Source organism: Mixta sp. BE291, assembly GCF_031457955.1.
Classification (GTDB): domain Bacteria; phylum Pseudomonadota; class Gammaproteobacteria; order Enterobacterales; family Enterobacteriaceae; genus Mixta.
Map to the genome: position 1 here is coordinate 117,131 of NZ_JAVDXN010000009.1, position 14,916 is coordinate 132,046.

At 52.6% G+C, this 14,916-nt stretch carries 14 protein-coding genes and 1 rRNA gene; 7 read left to right on the plus strand and 8 right to left on the minus strand.

The genetic code is table 11. The annotated features are described in order from the left end of the window. The first annotated feature begins 288 nt into the window (after nucleotides 1-288). The 4 genes from glnA to J2X14_RS18185 all read left to right on the plus strand — a co-directional run bounded on the left by glnA (nucleotide 289) and on the right by J2X14_RS18185 (nucleotide 4,516). Nucleotides 289-1,698, plus strand: coding sequence for a glutamate--ammonia ligase (gene glnA / locus J2X14_RS18170; RefSeq protein ID WP_352412576.1), 1,410 nt, complete (start codon nucleotides 289-291; stop codon nucleotides 1,696-1,698). Nucleotides 1,699-1,834: 136 nt separating this feature from the next. Further along, nucleotides 1,835-2,884: a nitrogen regulation protein NR(II) gene (glnL, locus tag J2X14_RS18175; protein ID WP_352412577.1), complete on the plus strand. Its 1,050-nt coding sequence runs from the start codon at nucleotides 1,835-1,837 to the stop codon at nucleotides 2,882-2,884. A gap of 8 nt (nucleotides 2,885-2,892) precedes the next feature. Next, complete coding sequence (glnG, locus tag J2X14_RS18180) at nucleotides 2,893-4,302, plus strand: nitrogen regulation protein NR(I) (RefSeq protein ID WP_352412578.1); 1,410 nt, start codon at nucleotides 2,893-2,895, stop codon at nucleotides 4,300-4,302. Nucleotides 4,303-4,399: 97 nt separating this feature from the next. Beyond that, nucleotides 4,400-4,516: a YshB family small membrane protein gene (locus J2X14_RS18185; protein WP_352412579.1), complete on the plus strand. Its 117-nt coding sequence runs from the start codon at nucleotides 4,400-4,402 to the stop codon at nucleotides 4,514-4,516. Between the two features lie 42 nt (nucleotides 4,517-4,558). Here the strand turns inward: J2X14_RS18185 and hemN are convergent, their stop codons facing one another. Together hemN and yihI are read right to left on the minus strand one after the other, a co-directional pair. After that, nucleotides 4,559-5,932, minus strand: coding sequence for an oxygen-independent coproporphyrinogen III oxidase (gene hemN, locus J2X14_RS18190; protein WP_352412580.1), 1,374 nt, complete (start codon nucleotides 5,930-5,932; stop codon nucleotides 4,559-4,561). Nucleotides 5,933-6,178: 246 nt separating this feature from the next. Next, entirely contained in the window at nucleotides 6,179-6,691 is a 513-nt protein-coding gene (yihI, locus tag J2X14_RS18195) for a Der GTPase-activating protein YihI (RefSeq protein ID WP_502890031.1), read from the minus strand. 532 nt (nucleotides 6,692-7,223) lie between these two features. Between yihI and yihA the strand changes: the two genes are divergently transcribed. After that, complete coding sequence (yihA, locus tag J2X14_RS18200) at nucleotides 7,224-7,880, plus strand: ribosome biogenesis GTP-binding protein YihA/YsxC (RefSeq protein WP_352412582.1); 657 nt, start codon at nucleotides 7,224-7,226, stop codon at nucleotides 7,878-7,880. 93 nt (nucleotides 7,881-7,973) lie between these two features. Here yihA and spfP read toward each other — a convergent pair whose 3' ends face one another. The 5 genes from spfP to J2X14_RS18220 form a co-directional block, all read right to left on the minus strand. Beyond that, nucleotides 7,974-8,021, minus strand: coding sequence for a small protein SpfP (gene spfP / locus J2X14_RS21035; protein WP_071892919.1), 48 nt, complete (start codon nucleotides 8,019-8,021; stop codon nucleotides 7,974-7,976). A 249-nt stretch (nucleotides 8,022-8,270) separates the two neighbouring features. Then, nucleotides 8,271-11,057 (minus strand): DNA polymerase I, encoded by a 2,787-nt coding sequence (polA, locus tag J2X14_RS18205; RefSeq protein WP_352412583.1) that lies wholly within the window; start codon nucleotides 11,055-11,057, stop codon nucleotides 8,271-8,273. A 436-nt stretch (nucleotides 11,058-11,493) separates the two neighbouring features. Further along, complete coding sequence (gene dsbA / locus J2X14_RS18210) at nucleotides 11,494-12,123, minus strand: thiol:disulfide interchange protein DsbA (protein WP_352412584.1); 630 nt, start codon at nucleotides 12,121-12,123, stop codon at nucleotides 11,494-11,496. 26 nt (nucleotides 12,124-12,149) lie between these two features. Continuing rightward, entirely contained in the window at nucleotides 12,150-13,136 is a 987-nt protein-coding gene (locus J2X14_RS18215) for a serine/threonine protein kinase (RefSeq protein ID WP_352412585.1), read from the minus strand. Nucleotides 13,137-13,210: 74 nt separating this feature from the next. Further along, a complete protein-coding gene (locus tag J2X14_RS18220) occupies nucleotides 13,211-13,480 on the minus strand; it encodes a YihD family protein (protein WP_352412586.1) in 270 nt (89 codons plus the stop codon). Between the two features lie 67 nt (nucleotides 13,481-13,547). Between J2X14_RS18220 and mobA the strand changes: the two genes are divergently transcribed. Together mobA and mobB are read left to right on the plus strand one after the other, a co-directional pair. Next, nucleotides 13,548-14,141, plus strand: a complete 594-nt coding sequence (mobA, locus tag J2X14_RS18225; RefSeq protein WP_502890029.1) for a molybdenum cofactor guanylyltransferase MobA — start codon at nucleotides 13,548-13,550, stop codon at nucleotides 14,139-14,141. Beyond that, nucleotides 14,142-14,648: a molybdopterin-guanine dinucleotide biosynthesis protein MobB gene (gene mobB / locus J2X14_RS18230; protein WP_352412588.1), complete on the plus strand. Its 507-nt coding sequence runs from the start codon at nucleotides 14,142-14,144 to the stop codon at nucleotides 14,646-14,648. It abuts the gene before it with no gap. 179 nt (nucleotides 14,649-14,827) lie between these two features. Here the strand turns inward: mobB and rrf are convergent. Continuing rightward, nucleotides 14,828-14,916: ribosomal RNA gene (gene rrf / locus J2X14_RS18235) — 5S ribosomal RNA — on the minus strand; the annotation flags it as partial.

The window sequence follows — 14,916 nt, forward strand, 5'->3', positions numbered from 1 at the left end:
TGCACCATAACAGTGCTCAAACTCCACTCAATTGCACTATAATGGTGCGCGATATCCATCATGGTGCATCCCTCGTGTGACGAGAGCGCGTATAATAGCGCTTTTTGGCCAGAATAAAAAAGTTGGCACAAAATTCGCTTTAATCTGCTTAAGCCAAAACGACAGTTTCCACAACGGTTGATAGCTTGTCTGAGTACTTAGTTGCCCGCTGTACGCCAATCTTTACGCGTCTGGCAGCCTGAAGTTCTCTTTCCACGACGACAATGACAATTACCAGGAGAGTTGAGTATGTCTGCTGAACACGTTCTCTCGATGATGAACGAACACGAAGTAAAGTTTGTTGACCTGCGTTTTACCGATACCAAAGGTAAAGAACAGCACGTGACGATTCCGGCGCATCAGGTCAACGCAGACTTTTTCGAAGAAGGCAAAATGTTCGATGGCTCCTCCATCGGCGGCTGGAAAGGCATTAATGAATCAGACATGGTGCTGATGCCGGACGCAACCACTGCCGTGCTCGATCCGTTCTTCGAAGACTCTACGCTTATCATCCGTTGTGACATCCTTGAGCCAGGCACCATGCAGGGCTATGACCGCGACCCGCGTTCTATCGCCAAGCGTGCTGAAGATTTCCTGCGCTCTTCCGGCATCGCCGACACCGTACTGTTTGGCCCTGAGCCAGAATTCTTCCTGTTTGACGATATCCGTTTCGGCAGCAGCACTTCCGGCTCCCATGTTGCTATCGATGATATCGAAGCGGCCTGGAACACCGGCAAAGAATATGAAGGCGGCAACAAAGGTCACCGTCCGGGTCTGAAAGGCGGCTACTTCCCGGTTCCGCCGGTTGATTCCGCACAGGACATCCGTTCTGCCATGTGTTTAACCATGGAGCAGATGGGTCTGGTGGTTGAAGCGCATCACCACGAAGTGGCTACCGCTGGTCAGAACGAAGTGGCTACCCGTTTCAACACCATGGTGAAGAAAGCGGACGAAATCCAGATCTACAAATATGTCGTGCATAACGTCGCGCACGCCTGGGGCAAAACCGCCACCTTTATGCCGAAGCCGATGTATGGCGATAACGGTTCCGGCATGCACTGCCACATGTCTCTGTCAAAAGGCGGCACCAACCTGTTCGCTGGCGACAAATATGGCGGCCTGTCTGAAATGGCGCTGTTCTATATCGGCGGCGTCATCAAGCACGCTAAAGCCATCAACGCCCTGGCAAACCCAACCACCAACTCCTACAAGCGTCTGGTGCCGGGTTACGAAGCGCCGGTGATGCTGGCCTACTCTGCGCGTAACCGCTCCGCCTCAATCCGTATTCCGGTGGTTTCCAGCCCGAAAGCCCGCCGTATCGAAGCGCGCTTCCCGGATCCAGCGGCTAACCCGTATCTGGCGTTTGCTGCGCTGCTGATGGCTGGCCTGGACGGCATCATCAATAAAATTCATCCTGGCGACGCGATGGATAAAAACCTCTATGACCTGCCGCCGGAAGAAGAAGCTGAAATTCCAAAAGTGGCCGGTTCGCTGGAAGAAGCGCTGAACGCGCTGAACGAAGACCGCGAGTTCCTGACCCGTGGCGGCGTGTTCACCGATGAAGCGATTGAAGCCTACATCGAGCTGCGTAAGTCTGAAATGGATCGCGTGCGCATGACGCCGCATCCGGTAGAGTTTGAGCTTTACTACAGCGTTTAATGGTTTGAGTTTTGTTGCCGTGGAAACTTTTAGCCCATCTTCGGATGGGCTTTTTTCTCCACCTTACCAACGGTCGGAATGTCGCGTTATCAAAGCCGAAACTATAATGCACTAAAATGGTGCAGGAGAACGCTGTATGGCAACTGGCCTGTTGCCCGATGCCGGGCAGATTCTCAATTCCCTGATTAACAGTATCTTGCTGATTGATGATGAGCTGGTTATCCATTACGCCAATCCAGCGGCGCAGCAGCTGTTAGCGCAAAGTTCCCGTAAGCTTTTTGGCACGCCGCTGCCGGAGCTGATGGGCTATTTCTCTTTGAATATTGCCGTTATGCAAGAAAGCCTGGCTGCGGGTCAGGGGTTTACCGACAGCGAAGTAACGCTGGTGGTGGATGGACGCGCCCATATTATGTCGCTGACGGCGCAGCGGTTGCCGGACGGCCTGATTCTGCTGGAAATGGCGCCGATGGATAATCAACGTCGCCTCAGTCAGGAGCAGATCCAGCATGCGCAGCAGGTTGCGGCGCGCGATCTGGTGCGCGGGCTGGCCCATGAAATTAAAAACCCGCTGGGCGGACTGCGCGGCGCAGCACAGCTGCTGGCGAAAGCCTTGCCCGATCCGTCGCTGACGGAATATACCAAAGTGATTATTGAGCAAGCCGATCGGCTGCGTAACCTGGTGGACCGCCTGTTAGGGCCGCAGCAGCCGGGGATGCACGTCACGCAAAGTATTCATCAGGTGGCGGAGCGTGTAGTAAATCTGGTCAAGATGGAGCTGCCGCAGAATATCACTCTGGTACGTGATTACGATCCCAGCCTGCCGGAGCTGCCGCACGATCCCGACCAGATAGAACAGGTTTTACTGAATGTGGTACGCAATGCGCTACAGGCGCTGGGCGAAGCAGGCGGCACCATTACCTTGCGCACCCGCACCGCTTTTCAGCTTACGCTGCACGGCACCCGTTACCGGCTGGTGGCGCGGATTGACGTGGAGGATGACGGGCCAGGCATTCCAACACAGCTACAGGATACGCTGTTCTACCCTATGGTGAGCGGCAGAGAGGGCGGCACCGGGCTGGGCCTTTCCATCGCCCGCAGCCTGATCGATCAGCATTGCGGAAAAATAGAATTTAGCAGTTGGCCAGGCCATACCGAATTTTCGATTTACCTGCCGATTCGTAAGTAGAGGTTTCTATGCAACGAGGGATAGTTTGGGTCGTCGATGACGATAGCTCCATCCGCTGGGTGCTTGAACGCGCACTTACTGGGGCCGGTTTAAGCTGTGCCACTTTTGACAGTGGCAATGACGTGCTGGACGCGCTCGCCAGCAAAACGCCAGACGTTTTATTGTCAGATATCCGTATGCCTGGCATGGATGGCCTGGCGTTACTAAAACAAATTAAACAGCGGCATCCGATGCTACCGGTCATCATAATGACGGCGCACTCCGATCTGGATGCGGCAGTCAGCGCTTATCAACAGGGCGCTTTTGATTATTTGCCCAAGCCGTTTGATATTGATGAAGCCGTCGCGCTGGTGGATCGCGCCATCAGCCATTATCAGGAGCAGCAGCAGCCGCGCGATCGGCCAGTCAGCGGCCCGACAACCGATATTATTGGCGAAGCGCCCGCAATGCAGGATGTTTTCCGCATTATCGGCCGGCTTTCACGCTCTTCCATTAGCGTGCTGATTAACGGTGAATCGGGAACCGGCAAAGAGTTGGTGGCGCACGCATTACATCGCCACAGCCCGCGCGCTAAAGCCCCTTTTATTGCGCTGAATATGGCGGCAATCCCGAAAGACCTGATTGAGTCGGAGCTGTTCGGCCATGAAAAAGGCGCATTTACCGGCGCAAATCAGATCCGGCAGGGACGTTTTGAACAGGCGGACGGCGGGACACTGTTTCTGGATGAAATCGGCGATATGCCGCTGGATGTGCAAACGCGTCTGCTACGCGTGCTGGCGGACGGGCAATTTTACCGCGTCGGCGGCTATGCGCCGGTGAAAGTCGATGTGCGTATTATTGCGGCAACGCACCAGAATCTGGAGCTGCGCGTCCAGCAAGGAAAGTTCAGGGAAGATCTGTTCCATCGCCTGAACGTGATTCGCGTACATCTGCCGCCGCTGCGCGAGCGACGGGAAGATATTCCACGGCTGGCGCGTTATTTCCTGCAGGTTGCCGCGCGTGAACTGGGCGTGGAAGCCAAGATCCTGCATGCGGAGACCGAAGCGGCGCTGACGCGTTTGCACTGGTCCGGTAACGTGCGCCAGCTGGAGAATACCTGCCGCTGGCTGACGGTGATGGCCGCAGGTCAGGAGGTGCTGATTCAGGATCTGCCGCCTGAGCTGTTTGAGAGCACCACCAGCGATACGGCGGCGCAATCACTGCCCGATAGCTGGGCCACGCTGTTAGCGCAATGGGCCGATCGGGCGCTGCGTTCCGGTCATCAAAATTTACTCTCTGAAGCACAGCCGGAGATGGAGCGCACGTTGCTTACTACGGCGCTGCGCCATACGCAAGGGCACAAGCAGGAAGCGGCGCGCCTGCTGGGCTGGGGACGTAATACCCTGACGCGCAAGCTGAAAGAACTGGGCATGGAGTAAGCGGAAAAAAGCCTGTTTTTTGCACAATACTTGCGCTTTGCTCTTTACACCTCGATGCCGTTCAGTATCATTTTGAGCGGTTATCGGGAGGCTTATCATGCTCGAATCGCTGTTGATCTCATTGAGCGCTGCTGGTGATGCAGCTGTCGGTCACTCACCGCAAACTGCGTTAGCGGCGGTGCTGTGTGCCGTAATGGTTAATTTTTTCAGTTAACAAAAAGGCCGGTCTGCACCGGCCTTTTGTTGTTCCGCATGGTTAGATCACACGCGAGAATTGCTGCTGTCGCGCCTTCTGCCGCATATAAACATCAAAGCACATGCAGATATTACGAATCAGCAAGCGCCCTTTTGGCGTCACTTGCAGGCCGTCCTTGTGTATCTCCACCAGCCCATCCGCCGCCAGCGGCGCAAGCAAGGCCAGATCGTCGGCAAAATAGTCGGTGAAGGTGATGCCGCTCGCCGCTTCAATGTCGCGAAATGAGAGCGAAAAGTTACAGATAAGCGCTTTGATCACCTCACGGCGCAGGCAGTCATCCTGGCTGAGCGTTAGCCCGCGCCATAAGGCGTTCCCCTGCTGTTCTACGCTGGCGTAGTAGGCTTTCAAATCTTTTTGGTTTTGTGCATAGCAGTCGCCCAGCATACTAATAGCCGACACGCCCATGCCCAGCAGATCGGTCTCGCCCTGCGTGGTGTAACCCTGAAAATTGCGATGCAGTCTCCCTTCGCGCTGCGCAATAGCCAGTTCATCATCCGGGCGGGCGAAATGATCCATCCCGATATAGTGATAACCCTGCGCGGTCAGCGTGGCGATCGTTTGTTGCAGGATCACCAGCTTTTGTCCCGGGCTGGGCAGCTCCTCATCTTTGATTTTCCGCTGAGCGGCAAACAGCGTCGGCAAGTGCGCATAGTTAAATACGCTCAGGCGATCGGGCCGCAAGGTGGCCACCTTCTGTAAGGTATAGTCGAAGCTTTCCGGCGTTTGCATCGGCAGGCCGTAGATCAGATCGATATTGCTGGAGGTGAAGCCCAGTTCGCGCGCCCGCGCGATCAGCGCAAAAATAAAGGTTTCATCCTGAACGCGGTTGACGCGCTCCTGCACCACCTTGTTGAAATCCTGCACGCCCATGCTCAGGCGATTAAAGCCCAGCGCCCGCAGATGATCGAGAATATCTAATTCCAGCTCACGCGGATCAATCTCAATGGAGATCTCCACCTCGCTGTTGAAATGAAAGCATTCACGTAGCACCGCCATTAAGCGACTCAGCTGCGCCTTGCTTAACCAGGTTGGCGTGCCGCCGCCCCAGTGCATCTGGGTAACGGTTCTGTCACGGAATAGCGCTGCGCGCTGGCGAATTTCTTGCTCCAGCACATCCAGATAACGATCGCCTTTATGCATCTGGCGCGTTACCTGCTTATTGCAGCCGCAAAAATAACAAAGGCGATGGCAGAAAGGGATATGGAGATAAAGAGAAAGCGGCCGCGTGGGATAGCGCTGGGCAGCCTGCTGAAAGGCCGCTTCGCTCCAGCCTTCAGTAAATTCCAGCGCGGTGGGATAAGAGGTATAGCGCGGCCCGGCATAGTTGTATTTCTCGATCAGGGCCTGATCCCACTCGGTTAACGGCATTGACATGTTCACTCCTTCCATTTACGACGCCTTACGGGCCGCGTCAAGGGCAAGGAGGCCTGGCGCTGCCGGTTAGCGGTAGCACGGCGCAAGCGTGATTTCAGCTGCGTCAGGCGGCGTAGTTTAACAAACAGCCAAAACAGATAACATGCCAATAAAATGGCGATAATTGATCCAGGCCAAAACATAAGCGAATACCCGGCTGACGGGAGAGGCGCTTTCGTCCGTTCCCGTCAATTTAGAGCGGCGAGCTTATTTCTCGCCTTTCAGCAGACGATACATATCTTCATCTGCTTCATCTTCTTCTTCATCGTCCAGACCAATACCGAGCTGCTCCATCAGAACATCAATACGGTCCAGCGTCTGATCGAGCCACGCCTGATCCTGCGCCGACAGCACTTCGCCGTTTTCCAGGCGATCCAGCAGTGCGTCAAGACGCTCGTCATTTTCCAGCATCGCCAGTTCTTCTGTCGGTTCCATTAACGGCTTCTGCTCAACGGGCGCTTTTTTGATCGGCTTCGCAACGGCAACGCCCTCTTTTAATAACGGCACCGGTTTTTTACTGCCGATACGCGGGTCTTTCTCTTTCGCCGCACCGTTTTTGCTGTTCTGAGCGGTAACAGGATTCGCGCGGCTACCTGCTGCATGGCCGCGACGCTTTTTGTCGCGCTTACGATCGCGCGCTTCCTGATTTTTGTCTTCGTGCGATTTGCGTTTCACTTTTGGCGCAGCGCTACTTTGTGGCTTATGTGCAGGTTTCATGATCGTTTATCCGGGGTTTTTCTTTAGTATAGAATTGCGGCGGAATCTAGCAGAAAGCGCACAAAGAAAAAAGGCGGCAGGTCACCCTGTCGCCTTTTTTCGTACCTTCCGTAGAAGGACAACCTTCCTTTTACGTCCCTGATGCAGTCAACGTCCCGGTTTTTCCGTATGCATTACGCTCTCACCCTGAGCGTTTCCTTTTCCGTGACGGCGCATTCCTGGCACCTTGTCCTGTTCCTGGCTCTTTGTTTTCCTGACTATTCCCTGAGCGCTTCATCCTGAAGTGAGCCATCCAAACTCTGTGAATTACTTTAGACGAATAAGCAAAACTCACAAGGTACCTAAAGGATTTCTGAAACCTTTTTTTACATGATTCAGTCTAATAATTTGAATATGAAAGAAAAATTAATTGGCTCGACGTTTAAAAACGTCAATAACTGGCAATAATTATGGCAAATATCTTACAATTTTTTTAGTCAACCGTCCCGGGAAGCGCTTTACGTGCTTTAAGGGTATAATCACGCCATTAAACTCAATGAACTCTCCAGGAGTTACTATTTTGTCTGGCTGGAATTATCACGTCACCCATTTCGTTACCAGCGCCCCCGATATTCGTCACCTTCCGGCTGACGTCGGTATTGAAGTGGCATTTGCAGGCCGCTCTAATGCAGGTAAATCCAGCGCTCTGAATACGCTGACTAACCAAAAAAGCCTGGCGCGCACCAGTAAAACGCCTGGCCGTACGCAGCTGATTAACCTGTTTCAGGTTGAGGAAGGTATCCGTCTGGTCGATTTACCGGGCTACGGATACGCTGAAGTCCCGGAAGAGATGAAGCGGAAATGGCAGCACGCATTAGGCGAATATTTACAGAAGCGCGAATGCCTGAAAGGTCTGGTGGTGCTGATGGATATCCGTCACCCGCTTAAGGATCTCGATCAGCAAATGATTCAATGGGCAGTACAAAGCCAAATCCCAGTGCTGGTGCTGCTTACCAAAGCCGATAAGCTGGCGTCAGGCGCACGTAAAAGTCAGCTGAATATGGTGCGCGAGGCCTCAATGGCCTTTATGGGCGATGTACAGGTAGAAATGTTCTCTTCGTTGAAGAAAATGGGTGTTGATAAATTACGCCTGAAGCTGGATAGCTGGTTTAGCGCACAGGATGACGCGCCGGTCGAAGAAGAGGGGCAATAATCCCTGTGGGCGCGTAGCGAATTACGCGCCCTTTTTTTGCCGAACGCCCAATAAAAAACGCCCCAGTCACAGAATGACTGGGGCGGCTAATATTCAGCCAAATCCGATTACGTGAAGTAAAAGGTCTGAAAGATAGAACATCTTACCTCTGTACCCTACGCCGTAAACTTTACCTGATTTTTTCTGACCGACAAAGAATTTTTTGTAGTTAATTTTCATAAAACAGCAGTTTTTTCTTAACAGCCGTCACATAAACAGCGTATGGATGTAGCTTAATTACCAAAAAAGTGTTTGAGCGCCATAACGTTAGCATTTAAGTAACGACATGATGTTAACAGGCTCGTTCTTCCGGCATAGCGGCTATGCCAGAAGAGCGCCCACATCAGAGGCTTAGTGCGCCTGATCCCAGTTATCGCCCACGCCAATATCTACGCGCAGCGGCACATCCAGGTTCATGCTGTTTTCCATCAGCTGACGGATTTTTTCGCTGGCCTGTTCTATATCCTGCTCGTTGATTTCAAATACCAGTTCATCGTGAACCTGCATAATCATCGTGACCTGCGGCGCATCAGGCGCTTGCAGCCAGGCATCAACGTCAATCATGGCCCGCTTGATGATATCTGCCGCCGTGCCCTGCATCGGTGCGTTAATCGCCGCACGCTCTGCCGCTTTGCGACGAATCGCGTTGGCCGATTTAATATCTGGCAGCCACAGCCGACGTCCATCCAGCGTAGAAACATAGCCCTGTTCAGAGGCCTGTTTGCGCGTGTTTTCCATATACTGCAACACGCCCGGATAGCGCTCAAAGTAGCGATCCATATAAACTTTCGCTTCGCCCGCGTTAATATTCAGCTGACGGGATAAGCCAAACGCGCTCATGCCATAAATCAAACCGAAGTTAATCGCTTTCGCGCTGCGACGCTGCTCGTTAGTGACCTTATCAACGCTGACGCCAAAAACCTCCGCTGCGGTCGCGCGGTGAATATCCTGCCCTTCGGCAAAAGCGGTCAGCAGCCCTTTGTCCTGTGACAGATGCGCCATGATGCGCAGCTCGATCTGCGAATAGTCAGCCGCGACGATGCGACGGCCTTCCGGCGCGATAAAGGCCTGACGAATACGCCGCCCTTCTTCATTACGCACCGGAATATTTTGCAAGTTCGGATCGGTAGAGGAGAGACGACCGGTTGCCGTTACCGCCTGCTGGTAAGAAGTGTGCACTCGCCCCGTCCGCGGATTAATCATCTGCGGCAGTTTATCGGTATAGGTCGATTTCAGTTTGGACAACCCGCGATGCTCAAGGATAACTTTGGGCAACGGATAGTCCAGCGCCAGCTCCGCCAGCACTTCTTCGCTGGTCGATGGCGCGCCGCCCGGCGTTTTCTTGGTTGGCTTGATGCCCTGTTTTTCAAACAGAATGGTTTGCAGCTGTTTGGTTGACGAGAGGTTAAACGGCTCGCCCGCCAGCTCGTGCGCTTTCTCTTCCAGCTCTTTCAAGCGAGCGGTTAACTCCTGCGAGTGCTTAGCCAGAATATGCTGATCGATAAGTACGCCATTACGCTCGATACGCGAGATCACCGTTAACAGCGGCATTTCGATCTTTTCAAAAACGTGCTTCGGCCCCGCCTCTTTTTCCAGCTCCGGCCACATTTTTAAATGCAGCTGTAGCGTGACATCCGCATCTTCCGCCGCGTAATGCCCCGCCTGCTCCAGGGCGATCTGGTTGAAGGTGAGTTGATTTTTACCTTTACCAGCGATGTCGGTGAAGGTCACCGTTTTATGGTTGAGCCAGCGCGCCGCCAGGCTATCCATATCATGCTTACCGACTACGGTATTCAGCATATAGGATTCGAGCATGGTATCGAATTTAATCCCGCCCAGTTCGATATCGTAGTTTTTCAGCACGCTACGATCGAACTTAAGGTTTTGCCCCACTTTCAACGCGCGGTTGTCTTCCAGCAGCGGCTTGAGCTGCGCCAGAACCGCATCGCGATCCAGCTGATCGGGCGCATCCAGATAATCATGCGCAACCGGCAGGTAGGCGGCTTCACCCGGTGCCACGGCAAAAGATAAGCCGATAATATTGGCGGTTAAGGTATCCAGCGAATCGGTTTCCAGATCGAAGGCAAAGAGTGAACTCTGCTTCAGCTTATCCAGCCAGCTGTCGAACGTTTCCTGATCGAGGATCGTGACGTAGCCATCGGAAGAAAGCACGCTAACGCTTTCCGGCTGCGGTGCCGCCTCTTCTGCCAGCGCCTTTTGCGCGCCACCGTTGCTTTTCCGTCCCTGCAACCATTTACCCTCTTGCAGATCGGTGATCCAGCGGCGGAATTCATAGTGGCGGAACAGGCCAAGCAGCGTTTCAACATCCGGCTCGTTGACGTTCAGCTGTTCACAGCCGACATCAAGCTCGACATCGGTTTTGATCGTCGCCAGCTGATAGGAAAGCAGCGCAACCTCTTTGTTCTGCTCCAGCTTGGCCGCCATGGTTTTCGCGCCACGGAAGCTAAGATCGGCGATTTTATCCAGGTTGTCATAAAGCGTGGTGATACTGCCTAAACCTTGTAGCAGCGCCTGCGCGGTTTTCTCACCTACGCCCGGTACACCCGGAATGTTATCGGATGAGTCGCCCATCAACGCCAGGAAATCAATAATCAGTTCCGGCGGCACGCCGAATTTATCCTGAACCTCTTCCGGCCCAAGGATAGCGTTGTTCATGGTGTTGATAAGCGTGATGTTTGGCGTAACCAGCTGCGCCATATCTTTATCGCCAGTGCTGATTAATACCGCTCGCCCTTGCTTCTCTGCCTGCAACGCCAGCGTGCCGATAACATCATCAGCCTCTACGCCGGAAACCGCCAACAGCGGCAATCCCATCGCCCGCACCATATTGTGCAACGGCTCAATTTGCGCGCGCAGATCGTCCGGCATTGGCGGACGATGGGATTTATAGTGCTCAAATAACTCGTCACGGAACGTTTTGCCCTTCGCATCGAAGACCACTGCTACATGGCTGGGTTGATACTGCAGCAGCAAGCTACGCAGCATGTTCAGCACGCCGTACATCGCTCCGGTAGGTTCCCCGACACTGTTGGTAAGCGGCGGAAAAGCATGATAAGCGCGATAAAGGTAGGAAGATCCATCTACCAGAATCAGAGGGTTTTCTGCAATTTGAGCCATAAGTTTCACGTTCCAGGATGATCGTTGGTATGGCATAAGGATGCCACATGATGCCGACAAATATGAAATAACCTGGCGGGAAGTTTAGAGAAGGCTCGGAAAACAATAACCGGATGCGGCGTGCTCGCCTGTGGATAACTTTGTGTGCAAAAATACTAACGTATTGTTATTTACGTAAATAGACAATGCCCGCTAAAAATTATCCTTTTTCTATCAACCATTTGGATCAAGAAAACGATCGAGACCCAGGAAAAGTCAAAATAGATCAAATGTGGATATAAATATTAGCGATCCTTTTTTGATCGCCGAACCGTTATTAATTTATCTCTGAAAGCCCCGATCCTTCCCTGTTTACTTTTTCAGCAATGACTGCGGGAAAGTATACGCCAGAAATAAAAAGACGCCGGGCTAACCCAGCGTCTTTTTTAGATCGTTTTTACTGTTTTTCTACCAGGAATTTTACAACGTTGGCATATTGCTGAACGAAGTTATCCATTGAGCTGGTATCCAGGCCGCCGTTGTTAACCATATATTTGCCATTAACAAACATCGCCGGTACACCGCGCAGATCAACATCTGCCGCCGCTTTTTGCTGCTGGGCAACTAACGCTTTTACTGCAAAGCTATTCCAGGCCGCATCGTAATCTTCTGGCTTAATACCCGCCGCTTTCACAAATGCCTCTTTCAGGCTGGCAGGATCGGTGATGGTTTGGTTTTTCTGAATGCCTTCAAAAATAGGCGCAGTAACCTGATCTTCAACGCCCAGCGCCATTGCAACCGCCCAGGCATGGGTCACGATCGGGCCTAAGTCGCCGCCGAGGAAATCGACATGATATTTGGTGACTTTAACGCCTTCCGGCAACGTTTTCTTTACGGCGTCGCCGACGTGATAAATTTCTTCAAACTGATAGCAGTGCGGACAGAAAAAGGAGAAGAACTCCATTACCTGCGGCTTACCGGCAACCGGCTTATCCAGCGTAACGTATTGTTGGCCGTCATTGAACTGCGCAGCTGAGGCACTGAACGCCAGTACGAGACCGACCAGCGCAAGCCATAATTTTTTCATTTCGAGACTCTCTCCATAATCAAACATCAATATTCAGGCATTAACCGCAGTGGCGGTTGCTGTAATACGGTATTTTGCTCTTTGAAGGACGCGATTTGTCTGCGCCAAAAATCTTCTTCCGTCATCCACGGAAAGCTACGCGGAAAAGCAGGATCCTGCCAGCGTCGAACAATCCACGCCAGATAATAAACCATGCGCATAGCACGTAAAGGTTCAATTAATGACAATTCATTAATATCGAAGTCTCTGTACTCGTTATACGCCTCCAGCAGAATATCCCACTGGATCCGCTGCTGTTGCTGGTCGCCGTTGATCAACATCCAGAGATCCTGCACCGCAGGCCCGTTACGCGCATCGTCTAAATCCACAAACAGCGGCCCGTCACGCCACAGAATATTGCCGGGATGACAGTCGCCATGCAGACGCAGCGGCGTCCAGTTGGTATGCCAACAGCTCTGCAAGGTTGCGCTTAGTGTCGCAATGCTGGCATTGAGCGCGTCGCGCAGCGCAGAAGGCACCAGCTGACACTGTTGCAGGATGTGCGCCGGTTCTGCGATATATTCCTGTAAGCCCATCGCAGGACGTGCGGCAAAGAGCGTCCGCTCGCCGGTTTGATGAATGCGTCCCAGAAAACGTCCTACGCCCTCAAGCTGATCGTCATTATCCGTTTCATATTGCCGCCCTCCCAGGCTGGGGAAAACAGCAAACCAAAAGCCATCATGCTGATGTAAGGTGCTGCCGTTAAGCATTAGCGGCGCGGCAAGCGGCACTTCGTCCTGCTGCAGCTCAAGCGCAAACTGATGTTCTTCTTCAATTTGCGCACGGCTCCAGCGCTGTGGACGATAGAATTTAACGACATAACGGCGTCGTTCTTCATCAGAGAACTGATAGACGCGGTTTTCATAGCTGTTAAGCGCAGTCAGTCCGGAATCAACGCGCAGGCCGGTATCCCACAGCGCATCGACAATGGTATCGGGATTGAGGGTATGAAAGTGAAAGGCAGTATTTTCCATCGTGCATCTCTGCTCAGTGCCAGAAGCGGGTAAGAATAACACCGATCGGTCAGCACGATAGAAACTGTGGCAGATTAATCCTTAATTATGCCGCGCGCCCGTAGCAGCGCCGTTTTGAAATCTTCTTCATAATCTTTCTTAATGCCGGGAATCGCTTCCTGTTTATCTGCACCACGCATTTTCAGGTGATAAATCAGGATATCATCGGTTAACGCCGATAAGGGGCCGTCAAAGCCTGACTCTTCCGCCAGTTTTTGTAAAAACTGCAGTAGGTTAAGATCCGGTTCGCTTTGCCATGCCGGCTGGAGCAGTTCCAGCAGTTCATTTAGTCGATGGTATTTCATAAATTTATCCAGAATGGTTCACTGGATGCTACGTTAGCAGGGTTATTCCCACAATAAAAGAGAGGGTTTGCGCGTGAGTGAACAGCGGGAAACAATATCCGGCGTTATTCTGGCTGGAGGACGCAGCAGCCGGATGGGCGGACAAGATAAAGCGCAGCTGCTGCTGCAGGGGAAACCTTTATGGCAGCACGTCTGGCAGCGGCTGGCTCCGCAGGTTAAAGATGTGAGCATTAGCGCAAACCGTAACCTGGCGCTTTATCAACAGAACAATCTGCGAACCATAAATGATGTGTTGCCTGATTACCCCGGACCGCTTGCCGGTATGCTGAGCGCGTTTCAGCAGATTGATAGCCCATGGATTGCCTTTTCTGCCTGTGATACGCCTTTTATTCCTGGTGATTATATTATGCGTCTCTGGCAGCAAAAGCAGCACGCGCCAGCCGTTTGGGTTCGTTCACAGGAACGCGACCATCCCGCGTTGGCCTTGATTCATCGCCAGATAATGCCGGAACTGGCGCGTTATCTGGCTGACGGCGAACGCAGGGTAATGCATTTTTTACAGCACGTTGGTGGTCATGCGGTGCAGTTTAACGATGGCGAGCACGCATTCGTTAACGTTAATACCCCGGAAGAGCTGGCGCGTTATGAGAGGAACAATTAGATGTTACCGATACTGGCTATCGCCGCCTGGAGCGGAACCGGGAAGACAACGCTGCTTAAGCAGCTTATTCCTTTATTAAAAGAACAAGGGGTTCGTCCAGGGCTGATTAAGCATACGCATCATGATATGGATGTAGATAAGCCGGGCAAAGATAGTTATGAATTACGCAAAGCAGGTGCCGATCAGGTATTAGTGGCCAGCCAGCAACGCTGGGCATTAATGACCGAGACCCCCGATCAGGAAGCGATAGATTTTAATTTCCTGATAAGTCGGATGGATTCGCGTTCGTTAGATTTGATTCTGGTCGAGGGATTTAAAGATGAGCCGATCCCGCGCATAGTTTTATGCCGCGATCGTAGCGAGGAAGAGATAAAACCATTACTGGACGCGCACGTTATCGCTGTCGCCAGCAACCGTTCGCTTGATGTTTCGGTACCTTTGTTAAACCTGAACGATCCAGTAGAGATCGCAAAGTTTATCGTAAGGTGGCTAGAAGGCGGTGACTGAACAGGTTTAACCACCGATGTCTGGCGCAAGCTTTATGAAGCGGCGGGCAGGTTCTTTAAGTCGCCGGGAAGGAAGATCACAAAACAGGCGGTGGCATGTCCACAAATCCACCGTTTTTCCACCGGACCGCAGACACGAAAAAGCCCCAGCTTTCGCTGAGGCTCCGTCGTTGTTTTGATGCCTGGCAGTTCCCTACTCTCGCATGGGGAGGCCCCACACTACCATCGGCGCTGCGGCGTTTCACTTCTGAGTTCGGCATGGGGTCAGG

What these genes read in the sequence shown, in the direction of transcription:
- glnA (WP_352412576.1), top strand. Translation starts at nt 289, where the DNA reads ATGTCTGCTGAACACGTTCTCTCGATGATGAACGAACACGAAGTAAAG.
- glnL (WP_352412577.1), top strand. Translation starts at nt 1,835, where the DNA reads ATGGCAACTGGCCTGTTGCCCGATGCCGGGCAGATTCTCAATTCCCTG.
- glnG (WP_352412578.1), top strand. Translation starts at nt 2,893, where the DNA reads ATGCAACGAGGGATAGTTTGGGTCGTCGATGACGATAGCTCCATCCGC.
- J2X14_RS18185 (WP_352412579.1), top strand. Translation starts at nt 4,400, where the DNA reads ATGCTCGAATCGCTGTTGATCTCATTGAGCGCTGCTGGTGATGCAGCT.
- hemN (WP_352412580.1), bottom strand. Translation starts at nt 5,932, where the DNA reads ATGTCAATGCCGTTAACCGAGTGGGATCAGGCCCTGATCGAGAAATAC.
- yihA (WP_352412582.1), top strand. Translation starts at nt 7,224, where the DNA reads ATGAACTCTCCAGGAGTTACTATTTTGTCTGGCTGGAATTATCACGTC.
- polA (WP_352412583.1), bottom strand. Translation starts at nt 11,057, where the DNA reads ATGGCTCAAATTGCAGAAAACCCTCTGATTCTGGTAGATGGATCTTCC.
- dsbA (WP_352412584.1), bottom strand. Translation starts at nt 12,123, where the DNA reads ATGAAAAAATTATGGCTTGCGCTGGTCGGTCTCGTACTGGCGTTCAGT.
- J2X14_RS18215 (WP_352412585.1), bottom strand. Translation starts at nt 13,136, where the DNA reads ATGGAAAATACTGCCTTTCACTTTCATACCCTCAATCCCGATACCATT.
- J2X14_RS18220 (WP_352412586.1), bottom strand. Translation starts at nt 13,480, where the DNA reads ATGAAATACCATCGACTAAATGAACTGCTGGAACTGCTCCAGCCGGCA.
- mobB (WP_352412588.1), top strand. Translation starts at nt 14,142, where the DNA reads ATGTTACCGATACTGGCTATCGCCGCCTGGAGCGGAACCGGGAAGACA.